Annotated in this window: 17 protein-coding genes; 13 read left to right on the top strand and 4 right to left on the bottom strand. The window is 69.9% G+C overall.

The window, feature by feature from the left end; all coding sequences use genetic code 11:
• The first annotated feature begins 3 nt into the window (after nt 1–3).
• From ruvA to ABD093_RS06140, 7 genes are all read left to right on the top strand, one after another.
• Nucleotides 4–615 carry a Holliday junction branch migration protein RuvA gene (ruvA, locus tag ABD093_RS06110; protein WP_343923141.1) on the top strand — a complete coding sequence of 204 codons (612 nt, stop codon included), beginning with the start codon at nt 4–6 and terminating at the stop codon, nt 613–615.
• A gap of 65 nt (nt 616–680) precedes the next feature.
• Nucleotides 681–1,700: a Holliday junction branch migration DNA helicase RuvB gene (ruvB, locus tag ABD093_RS06115; protein WP_343923143.1), complete on the top strand. Its 1,020-nt coding sequence runs from the start codon at nt 681–683 to the stop codon at nt 1,698–1,700.
• Between the two features lie 145 nt (nt 1,701–1,845).
• Nucleotides 1,846–2,265: a preprotein translocase subunit YajC gene (gene yajC / locus ABD093_RS06120; RefSeq protein WP_343923145.1), complete on the top strand. Its 420-nt coding sequence runs from the start codon at nt 1,846–1,848 to the stop codon at nt 2,263–2,265.
• Between the two features lie 146 nt (nt 2,266–2,411).
• Entirely contained in the window at nt 2,412–4,280 is a 1,869-nt protein-coding gene (gene secD, locus ABD093_RS06125) for a protein translocase subunit SecD (protein ID WP_343923147.1), read from the top strand.
• Nucleotides 4,277–5,545 carry a protein translocase subunit SecF gene (gene secF / locus ABD093_RS06130; protein WP_193119295.1) on the top strand — a complete coding sequence of 423 codons (1,269 nt, stop codon included), beginning with the start codon at nt 4,277–4,279 and terminating at the stop codon, nt 5,543–5,545. The genes secD and secF overlap by 4 nt, the downstream gene beginning before the upstream one ends.
• Nucleotides 5,542–6,093, top strand: a complete 552-nt coding sequence (locus ABD093_RS06135; protein WP_226850989.1) for an adenine phosphoribosyltransferase — start codon at nt 5,542–5,544, stop codon at nt 6,091–6,093. Before secF ends, ABD093_RS06135 begins: the two co-directional genes overlap by 4 nt.
• Nucleotides 6,094–6,370: 277 nt before the next feature.
• The gene (locus ABD093_RS06140) at nt 6,371–8,734 is read left to right on the top strand and encodes a RelA/SpoT family protein (RefSeq protein WP_377802302.1); all 2,364 of its coding nucleotides are present in this window, start codon (nt 6,371–6,373) and stop codon (nt 8,732–8,734) included.
• Between the two features lie 63 nt (nt 8,735–8,797).
• Here ABD093_RS06140 and ABD093_RS06145 read toward each other — a convergent pair whose 3' ends face one another.
• Both ABD093_RS06145 and ABD093_RS06150 read right to left on the bottom strand, forming a co-directional pair.
• Complete coding sequence (locus tag ABD093_RS06145) at nt 8,798–9,571, bottom strand: hypothetical protein (protein ID WP_193119293.1); 774 nt, start codon at nt 9,569–9,571, stop codon at nt 8,798–8,800.
• Nucleotides 9,572–9,696: 125 nt separating this feature from the next.
• On the bottom strand, nt 9,697–11,562 hold the full coding sequence (locus tag ABD093_RS06150; RefSeq protein WP_193119292.1) for a DUF349 domain-containing protein: 1,866 nt from the start codon (nt 11,560–11,562) through the stop codon (nt 9,697–9,699).
• Between the two features lie 230 nt (nt 11,563–11,792).
• Here ABD093_RS06150 and hisS point away from each other — a divergent pair, with 230 nt between their 5' ends.
• The gene (hisS, locus tag ABD093_RS06155; protein ID WP_193119291.1) at nt 11,793–13,163 is read left to right on the top strand and encodes a histidine--tRNA ligase; all 1,371 of its coding nucleotides are present in this window, start codon (nt 11,793–11,795) and stop codon (nt 13,161–13,163) included.
• Nucleotides 13,164–13,318: 155 nt separating this feature from the next.
• A complete protein-coding gene (trxA, locus tag ABD093_RS06160) occupies nt 13,319–13,690 on the top strand; it encodes a thioredoxin (protein WP_193119290.1) in 372 nt (123 codons plus the stop codon).
• Nucleotides 13,691–13,883: 193 nt separating this feature from the next.
• Here the strand turns inward: trxA and ABD093_RS06165 are convergent, their stop codons facing one another.
• Nucleotides 13,884–15,830, bottom strand: coding sequence for a DEAD/DEAH box helicase (locus ABD093_RS06165; RefSeq protein WP_343923152.1), 1,947 nt, complete (start codon nt 15,828–15,830; stop codon nt 13,884–13,886).
• Between the two features lie 316 nt (nt 15,831–16,146).
• Between ABD093_RS06165 and aspS the strand changes: the two genes are divergently transcribed.
• Nucleotides 16,147–17,970 (top strand): aspartate--tRNA ligase, encoded by a 1,824-nt coding sequence (gene aspS, locus ABD093_RS06170; protein ID WP_343923154.1) that lies wholly within the window; start codon nt 16,147–16,149, stop codon nt 17,968–17,970.
• Nucleotides 17,971–18,080: 110 nt separating this feature from the next.
• On the opposite strand, the gene ABD093_RS06175 is transcribed toward aspS, so the two are convergent.
• On the bottom strand, nt 18,081–18,671 hold the full coding sequence (locus tag ABD093_RS06175) for a DUF3043 domain-containing protein (RefSeq protein WP_343923156.1): 591 nt from the start codon (nt 18,669–18,671) through the stop codon (nt 18,081–18,083).
• 102 nt (nt 18,672–18,773) lie between these two features.
• Here ABD093_RS06175 and ABD093_RS06180 point away from each other — a divergent pair, with 102 nt between their 5' ends.
• From ABD093_RS06180 to erpA, 3 genes are all read left to right on the top strand, one after another.
• Nucleotides 18,774–20,186 carry a dipeptidase gene (locus ABD093_RS06180; protein ID WP_343923158.1) on the top strand — a complete coding sequence of 471 codons (1,413 nt, stop codon included), beginning with the start codon at nt 18,774–18,776 and terminating at the stop codon, nt 20,184–20,186.
• Nucleotides 20,183–20,452 carry a hypothetical protein gene (locus tag ABD093_RS06185; protein WP_343923160.1) on the top strand — a complete coding sequence of 90 codons (270 nt, stop codon included), beginning with the start codon at nt 20,183–20,185 and terminating at the stop codon, nt 20,450–20,452. The genes ABD093_RS06180 and ABD093_RS06185 overlap by 4 nt, the downstream gene beginning before the upstream one ends.
• A gap of 164 nt (nt 20,453–20,616) precedes the next feature.
• Nucleotides 20,617–20,976 (top strand): iron-sulfur cluster insertion protein ErpA, encoded by a 360-nt coding sequence (gene erpA, locus ABD093_RS06190; RefSeq protein WP_343923162.1) that lies wholly within the window; start codon nt 20,617–20,619, stop codon nt 20,974–20,976.
• Nucleotides 20,977–21,054: the final 78 nt, after the last annotated feature.

Raw genomic sequence — 21,054 nt, forward strand, 5'->3', positions numbered from 1 at the left:
CCTGTGATCGCATCCCTGACCGGCCGCGTGGCCCGCATCGACCTCGACGCCCTCGTGCTCGAGGTGGGTGGCGTCGGCTACCTCGTCCGCACCACACCCCAGGCCCTGAGCTCGACCCGCCACGGCGCGGAGCTGACCCTGCACACCGAGCTGGTCGTCCGTGAGGACTCGATGACCCTCTTCGGCTTCCCGCACCCGGAGGAGGCCGAGACCTTCCGCATCGTGCAGTCCGTCTCCGGCATCGGCCCGCGCACCGCGCTCGCGGTGCTCGCGGTGCTCGACCCCGAGGAGCTGCGGCGGGCGGTCGCCGAGCAGGATGCGAAGACCATCACCCGTACTCCCGGCATCGGTCCGAAGGTCGCCAGCCGCATGCTCCTCGAGCTCGGGGGGAAGCTTCCGGCTCCGGCAGGTCCCGCCGCATCGGAGGGGACCGCGGGGGCGAGCTCCCTGCCGTCCGGCGTCGACGCGGACGTGGTGGTCGCCCTGGTCGGGCTCGGCTGGGCGGAGAAGGGCGCCCTCTCGGCGGTCGAGGGTGTCCGCGCCGAGACCGATGGTCCCCTGGACGCCGCTGAGCTCCTGCGCCGTGCGCTGCGCCAGCTGGGCGGCAGCCGATGAACCCCGAGGACGCCCCCGACGTCGATCCGGCTGGCGCAGGACCGCACGCGAGGGAGGATTCCGTGATGAGCGCGGAATCGGCCCCGCCGGAGCGCACGGCGGAATCCGCGCTGCGGCCCCGACGGCTCGACGAGTTCGTCGGCCAGCAGGTGGTGCGGGAGCAGCTCTCGCTCGTGCTCGATGCCGCCTCCGGCCGTGGCAAGACCCCGGAGCACGTCCTCCTGTCCGGTCCGCCAGGACTGGGCAAGACCACGTTGGCGATGATCATCGCCGCAGAGCTCGAGGCGCCTCTGCGCATCACCTCCGGGCCGGCGATCCAGCATGCGGGGGACCTCGCGGCGATCCTGTCCTCCCTCGACGAGGGGGAGGTGCTCTTCATCGACGAGATCCACCGCTTGGCGCGCCCGGCCGAGGAGATGCTCTACATCGCGATGGAGGACTTCCGGGTCGATGTCGTCGTGGGCAAGGGGGTCGGTGCCACCTCGATCCCGCTGGATCTTCCGCCGTTCACCGTCGTCGGGGCGACCACCCGCGCCGGTCTGCTCCCTGCTCCGCTGCGCGATCGCTTCGGCTTCATCGGTCATCTGGACTTCTATGCGCCCGAGGAGCTCCGTGAGGTGGTGCGGCGCTCGGCGACCCGGCTCGAGGTGGATCTCGTCGACGAGGCGTCGCAGGAGATCGCCTCGAGATCCCGAGGGACCCCACGTATCGCGAACCGGCTCCTGCGCAGGGTGCGCGACTGGGCACAGGTGCGCGGCACCGGCCGGCTGGATCTGGCTGCGGCGCAGGAGGCGCTGCGCGTCTACGAGGTCGATGATCGCGGCCTGGACCGTCTGGACCGTGCCGTCCTCAGCGCCTTGTGCGGGCGCTTCGCCGGTGGCCCGGTAGGTCTGTCGACCCTGGCCGTGGCCGTGGGGGAGGAGATCGAGACCGTCGAGACCATGGTCGAGCCGTATCTGGTGCGGGAAGGGTTCCTGCTGCGCACCCCGCGAGGGCGCGCCGCCGCACCGGCCGCCTGGACCCATCTGGGGTTGGAGGCTCCCGCCGGGGCCGAGGGCGCGGCCCCGATGCTCGGGCGGTTCTGAGCGCCCCTCCGCCGAGGTGGGGCAGCGCATCGGCTGGGAGGCGTGCCCGGGGTCGGCAGGTACAGTGGTGCGGTCAGTCGTCCGCGGCAGGACGGATCGGGAGCATGCGCTCTCAGGTACGTCGCTGTCCGCCGAAAGGAAATCCGTGGAATCTCTCCTCCCGCTCCTGCTCATCTTCGCAGTCATGATGCTGCCCCTGCTGTTCATGTCGAATCGCCAGAAGAAGGCGCAGGCGAAGCAGCGCGAGCTGGTCTCGCAGCTCGGCGTCGGGGACGAGGTGCGCACGCACTCGGGTTTCTACGGTCTGATCGTGGACTCGTTCGATGACGTCGTCATCCTCGAATCCGAGAACGGTGCCCAGACCAAGTGGGCCCGCCAGGCGATCGCGATGGGCGTGGACCCCGTCGAGGCCGATGCGGCCTCCGAGGACGGCTCCGTCGACTCCGAGCGCGCCGAGGACGACTCCGAGTTCGCGCAGCGTGACTCCGAGCTCGACCGGGGCACGAACCCCGGCGTCACCGTGGCCGACGACTTCGCGCGTCCCGAGGACCAGCGCGACCGCTGATCCCTCCGGAGGTGCGCGCATCACATGTCGTGACTGCGCGCACCTCTCTCCGTGGGTGGTGCTCGCGCATGCTGCGGGCGTCGGCCCCCACGACTCCGAGCGCCTGCTCGGCCTGACCCTTCCGTCGTCCTGAGGAATCCTGCCCCATGCCTGCACGTCGCATCGCCCTCATGGCCCTCGCGGTGCTGATCCTGCTGCTGGGCGGCGGGATCGGTGCCGGGGTCTGGAAGGGGGGCTGGCAACCGGCTCCCAAACTCGCCCTCGATCTCGAGGGCGGCACTCAGATCATCCTGCAGACGCAGTCGCGCGACGGCGCCGAGGTGGATGACACGGCCATGGAGCAGGCCCGCCAGATCATCAGCCAGCGCGTGAACGCCATGGGCGTCTCCGAGACCGAGATCAGCGTGCAGGGCGGGACGAACATCGTCATCGATGTCCCCGGCACCCTCGATCAGGAGACCTCGGAGGCCATCCGTCAGACGGCGTCGATGTCCTTCCGGCCGGTCCTGGGGGTCGTCGCCCCCGAGGGGACCGCCGAGGCGCAGCCCTCCGACGGTGGCGGAGCCTCCGACGGCGGGGCAGCCTCCGACGCCGGAGGGGTGGATGGCGAGGAGGCCTCGTCGGCGCCCGCGGATCCGTCCTCCCTGCAGTTCGACGGGCTGGTCAGCGGCGACACCGAGCAGGCTCCGCCCGAGGCGCCCGCCGAGGGCGAGCTGCAGTACCCGGCCTGGTCCATGGAATGGATGACCCCCGAGATCCAGACCGAGCTGATGGCCGCGGACTGCACGGACCCCAGCTCCCAGCAGGAGACGGTCTCCGCGACCCCCGCCGATGAGCCCGTCGTGGCCTGCGACCCCGAGGGCACGCAGAAGTTCCTGCTCGGCCCCGAGGTCGTCGCCGGTTCCTCGATCTCCAGCTCGAGCGTCGCGGCCGATGTGAACCCGACCGGTCAGTCCACGGGCTTCTACGTCGTGAACATGAGCTTCAAGGAGGACGCCGCCCAGGCGTTCTCCGACATGACCAAGGCTCTGTACAACGGCGAGGGCGCCAGCCCTGCGTTCGGCATCGTGCTGGACGGCATGGTCATCTCGGCGCCCCAGGTGCAGGAGCCGTCCCCGGGCGGCGAGGCCTCGATCTCCGGGGACTTCTCGCAGGACCAGGCGAGCCAGCTCTCGGACCAGCTTCGCTTCGGCGCTCTCCCGCTCGAGTTCGACGTCGCCTCCGAGCAGCAGATCTCCGCGACCCTGGGCACCGATCAGCTCCGGATGGGCCTCATCGCCGGTCTCATCGGTCTGGCCCTCGTGGTCGCCTACGCCTTCGCCCAGTACCGCACGCTCGCCATCGTGACGACGACGAGCCTGGTGGTCATGGGCATGCTCACCTACGCCACGCTCACCGTGCTCTCCAACATCCCCGATATCGGGTACCGCCTGTCCCTCGCCGGGGTGGTCGGCATGATCGTCGCGGTCGCGTTCACCGCGGACTCCTTCATCGTCTACTTCGAACGGGTGAGGGACGAGATACGCGACGGTCGCGGGATCGTGGGCGCCGTCGACCACGGCTGGGACCGCGCCAAGCGCACGATCCTCGCCTCGGACTCCGTGAACCTGATCGCCGCGGTGGTCCTCTATCTGCTCTCGACCGGTGGCGTGCGCGGTTTCGCCTTCGTGCTCGGGGTGACCACGTTGCTCGACCTGCTGGTCGTCTTCCTGTTCACCCATCCCATCCTCCAGGTGCTCGTGCGCACGCGCTTCTTCGGCAAGGGCCACCCCTGGAGCGGCCTGGATCCGGCGATGCTGGGGCGGAACGTCCCTGCCTATGCCGGCCGTGGACGGGTGCGCTCGCTCGACGAGCGCGGCGAGACCGAGGAGGAGGGATCGCGGGAGACGCTCGCGGAGCGCAAGGCCCGGCTCCGACGGGAAGCAGCCTCTCCGGACGAGGCACCCACGGCGGCGTCGTCCGACGACGGCGGGACCGACCCGATGGATGACGACTCCGAGGAGACGAGCCGATGACCGCGACATTCTCCCGGTTCGGGAACGACCTCCACGCAGGTCGCCGCACCGTCCCGATCGTGCGGCGACGCCGCACCTGGTACCTCTTCAGCCTCATCGCGATCGTGCTCCTCGCGGGCATCGCCGGGCTGCGTGGTCCGAACCTCGGCATCGAGTTCACCGGCGGTTCCGAGTTCCAGGTCGCGGGCGTGGCCGATACCGACCAGGTCGCCGCCCGGGACACGGTGCGCGAGCATCTGCCCGACAACGAACCGAAGATCACGGTCCTGGGGCGGGACACGATGCGTGTCCAGACCGAGCAGCTGGACTCCGCGGAGACGGCCGAGCTCGCGGAGGAGCTCGCGGCGGCGTACGACGTTCCCACCGATTCGGTCTCGACGTCCTACGTCGGCCCGGTCTGGAGCGGTGACATCACGCAGAAGATGCTGCGTGCCGTCGTGGTCTTCCTCGTGCTCGTCGCCGTGACCATGGCGCTGTACTTCCGCAACCTGAAGTCCTCCTTGGCAGCCATGGGCGCCCTGTTCCACGACATGCTGATCACCGCCGCGGTCTACGGCGTGGTCGGTTTCGAGATCACCCCGGGCACCGTGATCGGGTTCCTCACCGTGATGGGCTACTCGCTGTACGACACGATCGTGGTCTTCGACAAGGTCCGCGAGAACGTCTCAGGGCTGACCGAGCAGACGCGCGCGAGCTTCGCCGACCAGGTCGAGCTCGCCGCGAACCAGACCCTCGTGCGGTCCATCAACACCTCCGTGGTCGCCCTGCTCCCGGTCGGCTCGATCCTCGGGATCGGTGCCTTCCTGCTCGGCGCCGGCACGCTGAAGGACATCTCCCTGGCGCTGTTCATCGGCATCATCGCGGGCACCTACTCCTCGATCTTCCTGGCACCGGGCTTCCTCGTGGACCTGCGCCGCAGGGAACCGGAGATCGTCGCGCACACGAAGGCCGTGCACGAGGCCCGTCACAGCGGCGGCTCCGGCACCGCCGGCGATCGACAGGTCGATCGGTCCGACGACGCCGCCGCCGACGCCGACGCCGACGCCGCCGACGACGACGACCTTCCCGAAGGAGCCGACGACGTCGTCTCCGATGATCAGATCGATGGTGTCTCCACGTCTGCCTCGGACGAGTCAGTCGCCCCGGAGACGTCGGAGGAGTCCGATCAGTCGATGCACGCCGCGGCACCCGCGCGCGACGCGAGCCGACAGCCGCGGCGGAGTTCCCGCAGCCGGCGCCCCACCTCAGGAGACGGTTCCCGATGAGTGAGCAGATGGCGACGCCCGACGAGATCGAGGCGCTCCGCGCGACCCACATCTCCGAGTACCCGGACTTCCCGCTGCCCGGGGTCCTGTTCCGCGACATCATCCCGTTGCTGCGGGACGCCGCGGCGTTCCGCACGGTGATCCGATACTGGACGTCGCTGCTTCCCGACGACATCGAGTACGTGGTCGGCACCGAGGCTCGAGGCTTCGTGGTCGGCGCCCCCCTGGCCTACGAGCTGGGCGCGGGATTCGTGCCGGTGCGCAAGGCCGGGAAGCTGCCGGGGGATCCCGCGAGCCTCAGCTATGACCTCGAGTACGGCAGTGCGGTCGTGCAGATCCCTGAGGGCTCGCTCCCGGCCGGGGCCCGCACCCTGATCGTCGACGACCTGCTGGCCACCGGAGGCACCGCAGCCGCCACGCTCGAGCTGACGCGGCGCTTCGACGTCGAGGTCGTCGGCGTCTCGTTCCTCCTCGAGCTCGAGGGTCTGCACGGCCGCGAGAGGCTGCCCGACGTGCCCCTGACGAGGGTCTGGTCGCTCCCGAACTGATCCTTGGGTGCTGGGTGCTGGGTTCTGGGTTCTGGGTGCTGGGTGCTTCGTGCCAGGTGCTCGGCGGATGTCGCCATCCGCCTTGCCACACGACCCCGCGGTACCGGACTGTGGATACGGACTGCGGTTCAGGACTGCGGTTCAGGACCGTCCTGCGGGCTGTCCGCGAACAGCGGACGTCGGTCCTGGCCACGGTGACCTGCGCGTAGACTGGCGCTCCTAGAGCAGGAGGTGTGCAGTGCACGAGCGGCCCGCATCCGAGACCACGGGAGACGGCGTGGAGACGTCGCGCTCCGCGTCGAGCGCGCCCTCGCCGAACACCCGTCCTGTGACGCAGGGGCCGCGCAAGTCGCGCTCCCGTCTGGCCTTCTTCTCCTCGCGCTCTGGCACCCCGACCGATCCGCTGCTGTCTCCGCTCCTGGAGACCATGTCGGCCGTGAATCCCAAGGAGAGCCTCGTGCTCATCCAGCGGGCCTACACGGTGGCCGAACGAGCTCATCGTGGGCAGACCCGCAAGAGCGGGGACCCGTACATCACCCACCCGGTCTCGGTCGCGACGATCCTCGCCGAGCTCGGATCGCCGGCCGACGTGGTCGCCGCGGCGCTCCTGCATGACACGGTCGAGGACACCGACTACTCCCTCGAGCGGCTCCGGGCTGAGTTCGGCGAGGTCATCGCCGTCATGGTCGACGGCGTGACCAAGCTGGACAAGGTCACCTACGGCGAGGCCGCGCAGGCGGAGACCGTGCGCAAGATGATCGTGGCGATGAGCCGCGACGTCCGGGTGCTGCTGATCAAGCTCGCGGATCGCCTCCACAACGCCCGCACCTGGAAGTACGTGCCGGCCGCCTCGGCCGAGCGCAAGGCCAAGGAGACCCTCGAGATCTACGCGCCTCTCGCGCATCGGCTCGGCCTGAACACGATGAAGTGGGAGCTGGAGGACCGTTCCTTCCAGGTCCTCTACCCGAAGGTGTACGAGGAGATCGTCGCGCTCGTCGCCCAGCACGCCCCCGCCCGGGAGCAGTACCTGAAGCTGGTGTCCTCCAAGATCCAGGACGATCTGAAGAAGGCCCGGATCAAGGCCGAGGTCACAGGCCGTCCCAAGCACTACTACTCGATCTACCAGAAGATGATCGTGAGGGGCCGCGACTTCGCCGACATCTACGACCTGGTCGGGATCCGGGTGCTCGTCGACTCCGTCCGCGACTGCTACGGCGTGCTGGGCACCCTGCATGCCCGCTGGTCCCCGGTCCAGGGCCGCTTCAAGGACTACATCGCTCTGCCCAAGTTCAACCTCTACCAGTCGCTGCACACCACCGTCATCGGTCCCACCGGCAAACCGGTCGAGGTGCAGATCCGCACCCGGGAGATGCATCGACGCGCGGAGTACGGTGTTGCGGCGCACTGGAAGTACAAGGCGATGGCGGTCGGTGCTGACAGCGGCGACTCGAAGCCCGTGAGCAACGAGGCCGCCTGGCTTCGGCAGCTGATGGACTGGCAGAAGGAGACCACGGACTCCGGGGAGTTCCTGGATTCGCTGCGCTTCGAGATCAACACCCAGGAGGTGTACGTCTTCACGCCGAAGGGGGACGTGCTGGCGCTTCCCCAGGGATCCACCCCCGTCGACTTCGCCTACACCGTGCACACGGAGGTCGGGCACCGGACGATCGGTGCCCGGGTCAACGGCAGGCTGGTGTCGCTGGAGTCCGTGCTGTCCACCGGGGACGTCGTCGAGGTCTTCACCTCGAAGTCGCCGGAGGCGGGCCCGAGCCGGGACTGGCTGGGCTTCGTGAAGTCCCCTCGCGCGCGCAGCAAGATCCGACATTGGTTCTCCAAGGAGCGTCGCGAGGAGGCCCTCGAGCGGGGCAAGGAGGATCTCGCCAAGGCGCTGCGGCGCCAGGATCTCCCGATGCGCCGGCTGCTCACGCACGACACCCTGGCCACGGTGGCCTCCGACCTGAACCTCCCGTCGGTGGATTCGCTGTACACGTCCATCGGCGAGGGCCACACCGGCGCGCAGCATGTCGTGGAGAAGCTACGAGCGGTCTTCGGTGGATCGGACGGTGCGGAGGAGGACGTCGCGGAGATGACGCTGCCCTCGCGGGCGCGCTCCCGTCCCAGCCGTGGGGATCGCCATACGACGGAGTCCGATCAGGGGGTCATCGTCGACGGCCAGAAGGACCTCTGGGTCAAGCTGGCCAAGTGCTGCGCCCCGGTGCCGGGGGACCCGATCGTCGGTTTCGTGACCCGGGGTTCGGGGATCTCCGTGCACCACACCAGCTGCTCCAATGCGATCCAGCTGCAGGAGCAGCAGCCCGATCGCATCGTGGATGTGGCGTGGTCCGGTCGCCACAGCGCCGCATATCTCGTGCATATCAAGGTCGAAGCGCTCGATCGGCCGCGCCTGCTCACCGATCTCGCCCTGGTGATCTCCGAGCAGCAGGTCAATCTCCACTCCGCAGCCGCGCAGTCCAACACCGACCGTCTCGCCACGACGTTCTTCTCCTTCGAGCTCGCGGATCCCTCGCATCTGCAGTCGGTGCTGGCGACTGTGCGCCGCGTCGAGGGCGTCTACGACGTCTACCGGGTGACGGCCGACGGCAAGCCCGTGGGCACGACCGAACCCCTCTCCGTCTCCTGACCGCGGCGCCCGCGGCAGGGCTCACGCGGTCAGCGGATGTGCCCACGCGACCAGCAGTTCTGCTCACGCAGCCAGCGATGGAGGCTCCAGCAGCAGTCCGACGCGCTGACGGGCGGCGCCGGCGCCAGGGTAGCGCTCCATCCTCTGGAGCCGCCGGCGGATCGCTGCCTCGGTGACGTGGCCGCTGAGGATCAGTTCGCGCAGCCAGGGTGCGGCGACGTGGTCGGGCGCGAACCGCAGCAGATCGATGGCTGTGCGCAGCGGAACCGTTACGGGCGCACCGCCGATCGTCTCCACCTCCCGGGGTTGAAGGCGCGAGGTGCGCACGGTGGCGCCGACGAGTGATCCCCGATGGGCGGGGGAGAGCAGCTCGGCCGGTGCCGGCGGATCGCCGCCGAGCAGGACCCAGGCCGCGGAGGGGCCGGCGATGACGTAGTAGGACTGCAGACGTGCCCCGAGCGCGCATCCCAGGGCGAGGGCGCGCCGGATCGAGGTCCCCAGGAGGTCCGGGGGCAGGAAGACGCCGGGGAGTATCCGGGCGAGCAGCTGCTGCTCGACCATCGAGGCCGTCGACGGGCTCTCGTCCCAGCGCTCGAGGCTCGCGGCGAGCGGGACGGCGAGCTCCGCCGCATGATGCGACCACGCGGCGCAAGCGCCGGTCAGCGGCAGGGCGTGCCGACCAGGCGTACCGGGAGTGCCAGGCCCGACGGGAGCCTCAGTCCTGCCGGGGGTGCTGATCCCACCGGGAGCGCCCGGCCGATCGAGGGCGACGCGGGCGTCGGAGCGATCGGGCGCATCGCCCCTGTGCTCCTGCTCCCCGCGTCCGCTCGGTGTCATGGTCCGACTCTCGCGCCTCGGCGCACGGACGGCAAACGCCCCGCCTGCCACTGTGGACAGACGGGGCGGGGGAGGAACGGTCCTGCCCGGAGCCCTGCTCAGCTCAGCTCCGGACAGGGACCCGATCAGTCGAGATCGCGCGCGGAACGCTCGATGACGGCCAGCCACTCCTTGCGTGCTTCGAGGGCGGTCTCCGCCTCGGCGATCTTGCGAGGATCGCCGCTGGCACGAGCCTTGTCCAGAGCGTCCTCGTAGGAGGCGATCGCCGAGTGCAGCTGCGAGGAGGCACCTTCCACGCGCGCCTTGGTCCGAGGATCAGTGCGACGCCATTCGTCCTGCTCGGCGTTCTTCACCGCACGCTCGATGCTCCGCAGACGATCGTCGACGCGCCGCATGTCCGCACGCGGGACCTTGCCGGCTTCCTCCCAGCGGTCCTGGACGGAGCGCAGAGCGGACTTCGCGGCGTCGAGATCCTTCGCGACGTCGATCGCCTCGGCCTCGGCGAGCAGCGCTTCCTTGGTCTCCAGGTTCTTGCGCTGCTCCGCCTCGGTCTCGTGGAGATCGGCGTTGCGAGCCGTGAAGAAGCGGTCCTGAGCGGCCTTGAACCGCTTCCACTGCGCATCGTCCTTCTTGCGGCTGCCGCGCGGCGCCTCGCGCCACTGGCTCATCAGATCCTTGTAGGCGCGGACCGTCGGACCCCAGTCCGTGGAGTCCTGCATCTCCTCGGCGCGAGCGATCAGCGCCTCCTTGGCGCCCGCCGCTGCCGTGTGCTTCTCGTCGAGCTCGGAGAAGAACTGCTTGCGCATGCGATCGAAGGTCGCGCGCGCCGCCGAGAGCCTCTTCCACAGTGCTTCTTCGGTCGGACGATCCAGGGACACGTCCTCGGCCTGCATCGACTTCCAGGTGGGGACCATCTGACGCATGGTCTCGCCGGCGTTCTTCCAGGAGAGCTGCTCCGGGTCCGTGGCGACGAGCGCCTCGATCGACTCGACGAACTCGGTCCGTCGCTGCGCCGACCCGGCACGCTCCTCGGAGCGCTTGGCCTCGAGTCCCTGGATCTTCCCCTTCGCCTTCTCGCGCAGCTCATGAGCCCGCGCCCGCAGTGCCGGGATATCCCCGACGACCTGGGGCTCCTTCATGTTCTTACGCAGGTTCTCGAGCAGCCTGTTGAGCTCGTTCTGGGTATGCTCCGGGGCGTTCAGCGTGGTCTGCGTGAGATCCAGGAAGGCCACCAGATCGAGGTAGCCGCGGGCGAACGGCTCGAGCGCCTGGTCGTGGTCCGACTCGGTGGTAGAACCGACGGTTCGCACCTGCGTGCCGTCCTGCACCGTCACGGACCCGTCCTCGGTGACCGCTCCGAACGTCTTCGCAGCACTGAGCTGCTCGGGGTCGTACTCGGTGACGGGGGGCATCACGGGCAGCAGAGCGGCGCTGGGCTTCTTCCCGGCCAGGGCGGCAGGGGAGGGGACCCCGGGCTTATGGCCCGGTGTCGGATGCGGCGTCGGGCGCGGCGTGGGAGCCGGCGTCGGCACGGGCGCGGGTGTCGGCGCGCTCTCGGTGCTGTCCGTGGACTCCGTGGGCTCCGTGGAATCTGTGGATTCCGAGGACTCCGTGTCCTCCGGGGCAGCGGCGCTCACGGTGGGCTCCGTGCCCTGGGACGGTACGGGCTGCGAGGCGGCGGCAGGATCCGACCCTGCAGCAGCACGCTCCGATTCCGCAGCATCAGGCTCCGACGTCGCAGCAGCACCAGCAGGCTCCGGCTCGTCAGCAGCGGCCTGCTCGGAGTTCGAGGCGGCAGGCGACTCGGGCTCCGGGTTCAGCGCGGGCTCGGGCGCCGTCGTGGCGGACTGGTCGGGCTCCTCAGGTGCGACCGGCGCGGGCGCCGGCTCGGACGAGGCGACGGCCTCGGGGGCGGGGGGCTGCTCGACGGCCGGATCAGTCGCCTGATCGGCGGGGGTCGATGCGGGGAGGGGAGTCTCGGACTCGCTCACGATTGAGCTCCTTCGGAGGGGATCCGCTGCAGGGCGGGATACTGCCACCAAGATCGGCGGCCGGGCTGGTACGTGGATGTGACCCTCATGACGGAGCACACCACGTCCCGGAACTCTACCGTGACCGGTGCGTCGAGATCGCCCCGTCCGGCGTCGGCCCCCAGCGGTCGCGGTCGGGGATAATGGGAACCTGCCGCCCAGGCCGACGACCGACGAAGGATGTGCACCGCATGGCGAAGACCTCGAAGAACTCAGGACTCTCCGGATTCCCCGAGTGGCTCCCTGCCGAGCGACTCGTGGAGCAGCACGTCATCGACGTGTTCCGTGAGGTTGCCGAGCTCCATGGGTTCTCCGGCATCGAGACGCGCGCGGTCGAGCCCCTCGACCAGCTGCTGCGCAAGGGAGAGGTCGACAAGGAGGTCTACGTGCTGCGGCGCCTGCACGCGGAGGAAGGCTCCGCCGACGCCGGTGCCGATCCGGCCCGCACCCTCGGCCTGCACTTCGACCTCACCGTTCCGCTGGCCAGGTACGTCCTGGAGCGCCAGAACGACCTGGTCTTCCCCCTGCGACGCTTCCAGATCCAGAAGGTCTGGCGTGGTGAGCGCCCGCAGGACGGGCGGTTCCGCGAGTTCTACCAGGCCGATCTGGACGTCATCGGCCAGGACACGCTGCCCGGGCACATCGAGGCCGAGGTCGCGGTGGTGATGGCCGAGATCCTCGACCGCCTGCCGCTTCCCCCGTTCACGATCCACGCCAATACCCGACGGCTCTCCGAAGGGTTCTTCCGCTCCCTCGGCCTCGAGGATCACACTGCCGTGCTGCGCAGCCTCGACAAGCTGCCCAAGATCGGTGCCGACAAGGTGCGTGATCTGCTGCTGGCCGAGACCGGGGCGACTCCGGAACAGGCCCAGGCCTGCCTGGACTTCGCCGGGATCCGCACCCGGGACGCCTCCTTCGCCGACACGGTGCGCGAACTCGGCGGATCAGGCGAGATGGTCGAGGAGGGCATCGCCGAGCTCACGGCGGTCCTCGAGCGGGTCGAAGCCGTCGTCCCCGGCGTGATCCTCGCGGATCTGTCCATCGCCCGCGGGCTGGACTACTACACCGGCACGGTCTTCGAGACCTTCATCAGCGGCCACGAGAGCCTCGGCTCCGTCTGCTCCGGTGGACGCTACGACTCGCTGGCCGCGGACAACCGCCACACCTATCCCGGGGTGGGGCTGTCCATCGGGCTGTCCCGTCTGGTCTCTCGGATGCTGTCCGCCGACCTCGCCCGCGCCACCCGCGCGGTGCCGACCTGCGTGCTGGTGTCCGTCGCCGATGAGGAGGCCCGGCATCTCAGCGATGACGCGGCCCGAGGCCTTCGCGCCCGCGGCATCTCCTGCGAGGTCGCGCCGACGGCGGCGAAGTTCGGCAAGCAGATCCGGTACGCCGATCGTCGGGGCATCCCCTTCGTCTGGTTCCCCGGAGAGGCCGGCGAGCACGGGGAGGTCAAGGACATCCGCAGCGGTGAGCAGTCCGTCGCTGATCCGACGAGCTGGGAACCCCCTGTCGAGGACCGCACGGTGCAGGTCGTCGCGGCCTCGCCGACACAGGGCTGACCGCTGCCCGTCGGGCTGACTCTTTTCTGCCTGCCTGCCCGCCTGCCCGCCTGCGCGGCGTCCGGCGGATCGAGGAGCTCGACGATCAGCGGATGAGCTGAGTCACATCGCGGCGCCGTGGGAATGTTCCCCGGCGCTGCGGCGTTCCACCGGTCATGGCTACCGTCACGCTGAATGCAGAGAACCACGATACGACCGTCGAGGACGGCATCGTCCTGATCGACTTCTGGGCGGGCTGGTGCGTGCCGTGCCAGCGCTTCGCCCCCATCTTCGAGGAGTCCTCCGAGACCCACGAGGACGTCACCTTCGCCAAGGTGGATACCGAGGACCAGCAGCAGCTGGCCATGCGCTACGGCGTCACCTCGATCCCCACGCTGGTCGCCTACCGTGAGGGCATCCCGGTGTTCTCCCAGGCCGGTGCTCTTCCGCAGTCCGCCCTCGAGGACCTCATCGGGCAGGTCAAGGGACTGGACATGGATGAGGTCAAGAAGGCCTACGCCGAGGCCCAGGAGAACGAGAAGGCCTGATCAGGACCCGCTCGGTGCAGAGCCGCCCCTAGCGGCTTCCACCCCGGCGCTTCCCACCACGACGAGAAGGCCCCTCCTCCGAGAACTCGGAGGAGGGGCCTTCGTCCTGTGCGAGCCGGCCGGTGCGGCCCGTCGCGCGCGGGTCGTCACGCCCGGGCCGTCGTGCCCGGGCCGAAGGGCCCGGGCAGAACGGTCAGCTGTCGGAGGACCGACGGAACGGCTTGCGCTTGCCCTCGTAGCGGCTGCCGTCACTCCGGCCGCCGCCGTCATGCCGGCCGCCGTCGGGACGGCCGCCACGGCCACCGCCCCCGCGAGGACCGTTGTCCGGACCGATGCGGAGCGAACGGCCACCGACACGGGCCTTGCCGATCCGCTCGATCTGCGCCGAGTCGAGCGAGCCGCGGATCTGCACCAGCGCGAAGGTGGGGAAGATCTGGATCTTGCCCACGTCCTTGCCGTTCAGGCCGCCCTCACCGGTGATCGCGCCGACGATGCTCGGCGGACGTGCGCCATGGGTGTGGCCCACTCCGATCTTGTAAGAGGTGTATCCCTTCTCCGGCTGCATGGCCTCGCCGCGCGGGCCGCGATCGCCGCGGCCGCGGTCATCGCGCCCGCGGTCGTCGCCGGAGAACTTCGACGCCGTGAACTCCTCCTCCTCGGACGGGGCACCGGGGCCGTCGTCGCCGACGGACATGGCGCCCAGCGCCGCGGCGAGCTCGAGCGGATCGATGTCGTTCTCGGCCACGTACTGTCCCACCAGCTCGCGGTACAGCTCCAGGCGACCGCGCTCGATGCGCTCAGGGGCCTTCGTGAGCAGCGCGGCCAGGCGGTGCTTGGAGACGTCGCGGGGCGACGGGATGACCGCCTCCTCGAGGGTCTGCTTGGTGGCGCGCTCGATGTTCTTCAGCGTGCGTCGCTCGTGGGGGCCGATGAAGGTCAGGGCCTCGCCCGTGCGGCCGGCGCGTCCTGTGCGGCCGACGCGGTGCACGTAGGACTCCGGCTCCTTGGGCACGTCGAAGTTCACGACGAGACCGATCTTCTCGACGTCCAGGCCGCGGGCGGCGACGTCGGTCGCGACGAGGACCTGCAGCGATCCCTCGCGCAGGCGCTCCACGATCTTCTCGCGCTCCTTCTGGGGAACGTCACCGCTGATCGACGCGGCGACCAGTCCGCGGCCGACGAGAGCCGTGCCGACCTCCTCCGCGGCGGCCCGGGTGCGCACGAAGACGATCGCGGCCTCGGCCGAGGAGGTGGCGAGCACGCGGGCAAGAGCGCCGGTGCGGTGCTTGAAGGGCACCACCGCGTAGGTCTGGTGGACGCTCTTGACCGTCGAGGTCTGCGGCGACACGCTGACGCGCACCGGGTCCTTCATATGGGTCTGCGCGACGCGCTGGATCGCCGAGGGCATGGTGGCGGAGAACAGGGCGACCTGTCGGCTCTCGGGGGAGTGGGACAGGATTTCCTCGACGTCCTCCGCGAAGCCCATGCGCAGCATCTCGTCGGCCTCGTCGAGCACGGCGAAGCGGATGGTGTCCAGGCGCAGGTTCGTGCGGCGCATGTGGTCCATCACGCGACCGGGGGTGCCGACGACGACCTGGGCGCCACGGGCGAGGGCACGCTCCTGCGGGCCGTAGGGGGAGCCGCCGTACACGGCGAGCACGTCGAGGCCGCCGATGGAGGTGGCGAAGGAGGAGATCGCGTCGGCGACCTGCATGGCCAGCTCACGCGTCGGGGCGAGCACGAGGGCCTGCACCTGGCGCAGGGTCGGATCGACCGCGGCGAGCAGCGGGAGGCCGAAGGCGGCGGTCTTGCCGGTACCGGTCTGGGCGACGCCGATGACGTCCTTGCCCTCGAGCAGCGGCGGGATCGCGCGGGCCTGGATCGCGGAGGGGACAGTGAAGCCGAGCTCGTCGACCGCGCGGCGGAGGGGCGCGGGCAGATCGATGTCGTCGAAGGTGGGGCCTGCCGGGACCTCGGGAGCCCCGGCAGCGGGTGCCTCGGCGCCGGATGCGTCGGTGGTGGAGCCGGAGGCCTCGGCTGCGGGCGCCTCGGCAGCGGCTGAAGTGGGGGCCTCAGCGGCAGGAGCGGTGGCGTGATCCGTGCTCAGGGCAGGATCAGAGACAGGTGAAACGTCAGACATAACGTCCTTTGAGGGGTGGAGTGAAATCGACAGCCCTCACGAATGGCAGGGCTGTTGCCCTGGCAGGTCGCGATGTGAGACGCACACGGAGTGAACAGCGCAGCACGAGCGACAACGGGCTCGAATGACCTGCAATTCCGCAGGTCGGACAAGGTCCCACTCTACGGGTGGGATGTCCGCAGGGACAGAGCCAGGTGGGCGATATCGCTCACCCTGCGCGGTACCCTGGAGTCTGCCCACCCTGGACACGGAGGTCAGGCGCTCGCCATCGCGATGCCCCGACCCCGCCCCATCGCCCCACTGTGAAGGACACCTCGTGCTGCGCACCCATTCCGCCGGCGCGCTCCGCTCGGAGCACATCGGACAGACCGTCACCCTCACCGGCTGGATCGGCCGTCGCCGTGACCACGGCGGCGTGACGTTCCTCGATCTGCGCGACGCGAGCGGCGTCGCCCAGGTGGTGGTCCGGGAGGACGATGCCCTCCACCTCCGCAACGAATACGTCCTGCAGGTCGTCGGCACCGTCGGCAAGCGCCCCGAGGGCAATGAGAACCCGCTGCTCCCCACGGGCGAGATCGAGGTCACGGCGGAGACCGTCGAGGTGCTGAGCGCCTCCGCTCCGCTGCCCTTCCAGCTCGACGAGCACTCGGAGGTCGGCGAGGAGGCACGGCTGCGCTACCGCTACCTCGACCTGCGCCGCCAGGGACCCGCGAAGGCCCTGCGCCTGCGGTCCGAGGTCAACCGGGCAGCTCGCGACACCCTGCTGGACCAGGACTTCGTCGAGGTCGAGACCCCGACGCTGACCCGCTCCACCCCCGAGGGCGCGCGGGACTTCCTGGTCCCCGCCCGTCTCGCGCCGGGCTCCTGGTACGCGCTGCCCCAGTCCCCGCAGCTGTTCAAGCAGCTCCTCATGGTGGGCGGGGTCGAGAAGTACTTCCAGCTCGCTCGCTGCTACCGCGACGAGGACTTCCGTGCGGACCGCCAGCCCGAGTTCACCCAGCTCGATGTCGAGATGAGCTTCGTCGACCAGGAGGACATCATCGCCCTGGCCGAGGAGATCCTCACCAACGTGTGGGCGAAGAGCGGCCGCGAGATCAGCACGCCGTTCCCCCGGATGACCTACGCCGAGTCGATGCGTCGTTACGGCTCCGACAAGCCCGACCTGCGCTTCGACCTCGAGCTGATCGAGATGACGGAGTACTTCCAGGACACGCCGTTCCGGGTCTTCCAGTCCCCGTACGTCGGCGCGATCGTCATGGCCGGCGGCGCCTCCCAGCCCCGTCGCCAGCTCGACGCCTGGCAGGAATGGGCCAAGCAGCGCGGGGCCAAGGGCCTCGCCTACGTGCTCGTCCAGGAGGATGGGACCTTCACCGGCCCCGTCTCCAAGAACATCTCCGACGCGGAGAAGGCCGGCCTGCTCGAGGCCACCGGCGCCTGCCCCGGCGACTGCATCTTCTTCGCCGCCGGTGAGACGAAGGCATCGCGTGCTCTGCTCGGCGCTGCCCGCAATGAGATCGCCGAGCGCCTGGGCCTGATCGATCGCGATGCCTTCGCCTTCGTGTGGGTCGTCGACGCCCCGATGTTCGAGCCCGCGGCCGATGCCCGCGCCGCCGGCGACGTCGCCGTGGGCGAGGGCTCGTGGACTGCGGTCCACCACGCCTTCACCTCCCCGAAGCCGGAGTTCATGGACTCCTTCGACACGGATCCGGGCTCCGCCCTGGCCTACGCGTACGACATCGTGTGCAACGGCAACGAGATCGGCGGCGGCTCGATCCGTATCCACGACCAGACCGTGCAGGAGCGCGTGTTCAAGGTCATGGGCATCGGTGAGGAGGATGCCCGCGAGAAGTTCGGTTTCCTGCTCGACGCCTTCCAGTTCGGTGCCCCGCCGCACGGCGGCATCGCCTTCGGCTGGGACCGCATCGTGGCGTTGCTGGTGGGGGAGGATTCCATCCGCGAGGTCATCGCCTTCCCCAAGACCGGCAACGGCTACGACCCGCTGACGGCCGCGCCGGCCCCGATCACCCCGCAGCAGCGCAAGGAGGCGGGCGTCGACACGAAGCCCGCTCCGAAGGGCGAGGCTCCGGAGGCTGTCGGCACGTCGGCGGCCGCGTCGGACGGAACCGCTCCCAGCACCTGATCGCCCGCGTGGACGACGACGGCCCCCGCGAGATCTCGCGGGGGCCGTCGTCGTCCCGTGCACCGGCACGGGGGAGGGGGAGAGCGAGGGGCAGGCCCCTCAGCGGAGGATCAGCGGGGATCCTCGCCGTGCTTGATCTGGGCACGGGGGAGGCGGAAGCGCCGGATCTGGATCGCCCGCATGATGCCGTAGCCCACCAGGCCGCTGCCCACGGATCCGTGACGCGCGGTGAGGTTCTTGCGCAGGTGACGACGCAGCAGGAACGAATCGATGACGCACACCAGGATCCCGCCCCACAGCACGACGATCATGCCGGTGCTCATCGCGAGGTACATCTCCGGACGGATCAGCGGCATGATCAGCGCGACCAGCATGAAGATCAGCGCGATGGGGAAGAAGTACTCGGCCACGTTGCGGCGCGAGTCGACGAGGTCGCGCACCAGGCGACGCTCGGGCCCGCGATGCTGCATGGGCATCTTCTTCTCATCTCCGGTCATCAGCGCCTGCTGAGCCTCGGCCCGCTCCTTCGAGGCGCGCTCACGATCGCGTCGACGCGCCTCCTTGCGATCGTCGACCACGAGGGGTCGACGACGGGCCGCTTCGGCCTCCTTGCGGGTACGGGTGGGCCGACCCTTGGAACCAGGGCGCACGGGCTGCGCGGGTTCGGGGGTCTCGGGAGTCTCAGACTTGCGGAAGATCACCGGGGCAGTCTAGGCACTGCAGGCTGGGATTCCCCGGTACGTCCTGCGTGACATGCTTCTCCGCGCTCGGAGCGCAGAGGTCCCAGCGGTACCGTGAGGGATATGAGCACCACGAACGGACCCTCGAACTCGCCCGCCTCGACCGACGACGACGCGAGGGAGATCCTTCGCACGCGGCTCGAGGCCCTGCTGCCGGACGCGATCGATGATCTGAAGGATCTCGTGCGCATCCCGTCCATCGCCTTCGAGGGCCACGACCGCGAACCCGTGCGTCGCAGCGCCGAAGCCGTCGCCGCGCTGCTCCGTGACGCCGGCATGGCCGAGGTGGCCATCGAATCCGTCGGAGACGGTGCTCCCGCCGTCATCGGTCGCACCCCGGCGGCCGAGGGCCGCCCCACCGTGCTCCTCTATGCCCACCACGATGTGCAGCCCACCGGCGATCCCGCCGACTGGACCAGCGCGCCCTTCGAGCCGATCCAGCGCGGGCGGCGGCTCTACGGCCGCGGCGCCGCCGACGACAAGGCCGGGGTGATGGCCCATGTGACCGCGCTCCGCCTCGTGGGCGAGGAGCTGGCCGCGGAGGGTCTGGGCGTCACCGTCTTCGTCGAAGGCGAGGAGGAGGCCGGATCGCCGACCTTCCGCCCCTTCATCGAGGCGCATCGCGATGCCTTGGAGGCAGACCTCATCATCGTCGCGGACTCTGCCAACTGGGCCGTGGGGACCCCAGCCCTGACCACCAGCCTGCGCGGACTCGTGGACGTCGTGGTCGAGGTGCGCGCCCTCGACCACGCGGTGCACTCCGGCCTCTTCGGGGGGCCGGTGCTGGATTCGCTCACCCAGCTCTCGCGCCTGCTGGCCACCCTTCACGACGAGAACGGCGAGGTGGCCGTCGACGGGCTCGCGCAGGCACCGGATCCGACGGTCGAGATGGACGAGGCGGACTTCCGCCGTGACGCCGGTATCCCGGACGGGCTCGCGCTGTCGGGCAGCGGACCGCTCACCGCGCAGCTGTGGACCAGGCCGGCCCTGTCGGTCATCGGCATCGACGCCCCGGCGGTCCGTGAGGCCTCCAACACCCTCGTACCGGTCTCCCGGGCGAAGGTCTCGCTGCGGATCCCGCCGGGTGAGGACCCGGAGGCGGCCATGGGCGCACTGGTGAATCACCTGGAGCAGCACGCGCCGGCGACCGCCCAGGTCACCGTGTACCCGGGGGAGAAGGGCAAGCCGTACAGCGCCCGACAGCACTCTGCGGCGATGGACCTCGCCCGCACCGCGCTCGGGGACGCGTGGGGGACAGCCGCCGTCGACACCGGCCTCGGGGGCTCCATCCCCTTCATCGCGGACCTGCTCGAGGTCTTCCCCGACGCGGACGTCCTGGTCACCGGCGTCGAGGACCCGGAGTCCCGGGCTCATGGCGTGGACGAATCCCTCCATCTCGACGAGTTCGCACGCGTGTGCCTCGCCGAGGCGCTGCTGCTGCGCGGTGCCGGCAGCCTCGCCGAGGCGCCGGAATGAGCGCTCCGGGCCGGAGCCCTGAGAGCGGAAGCCCCCAGGTCTCCCCGGCGACGATCCCGCTGCTGTTCCTCGGGCTCATGGTCGGCTTCTTCGCCGGGTACTTCTTCGTGTGGTGGGGGCTGCTCGCGGTTCTCGCGGTGTGCGTGATCGCCTTCACCCGGGTGTTCGCCGGGAAGAGCCGCGACGCGGCGACCGCGGCGATCCTCGGCGTGGTGGCCGGTTACGTCATCGTGATCCTGCTGGCCCTCTTCCGCGGGGTCCTCTGATCAGAGGGCGGCGTGATCGGCGCGGCTCACGACGGCTCGGCACCTGACGGCTCGGTCCGTCGCCTCGCTCGTCGTCTCGCCCGACGTCGTGTCGCGCGAGGCCTTCCCCGTTCCTCGGTGAGGAGGCGTACTCTGGCAGGAACACGAGCTTCGAGGAGGACCTCATGACCACGCCCACGACCGAGCGCCCCACCCAGGCGCATGCCGTCACCCTCACCTCCGGCGCGGCCGAGAAGGTCACGTCCCTGCTGCAGCAGGAGGGACGAGACGACCTTCGTCTGCGGATCGCGGTGCAGCCAGGCGGCTGCTCCGGACTGATCTACCAGCTCTACTTCGACGAGCGCGCGATGGACAGCGACCTCGTCGCCGAGTTCGACGGTGTCGAGGTCGTCGTCGACAAGATGAGCAGCCCGTACCTCACCGGTGCGGTCATCGACTTCGCCGACACGATCGAGAAGCAGGGCTTCACGATCGACAACCCCAATGCTGGGAGCTCCTGCGCCTGCGGCGACTCCTTCAGCTGATCCCTCGGCGGATGGTGCTGCATGGCGCCGCGAAGGGTGATTCGGGCCCGGCCCGGTGACGATCTCGTCACCTGGTCG

Source organism: Brachybacterium tyrofermentans, assembly GCF_039526165.1.
GTDB lineage: Bacteria > Actinomycetota > Actinomycetes > Actinomycetales > Dermabacteraceae > Brachybacterium > Brachybacterium tyrofermentans.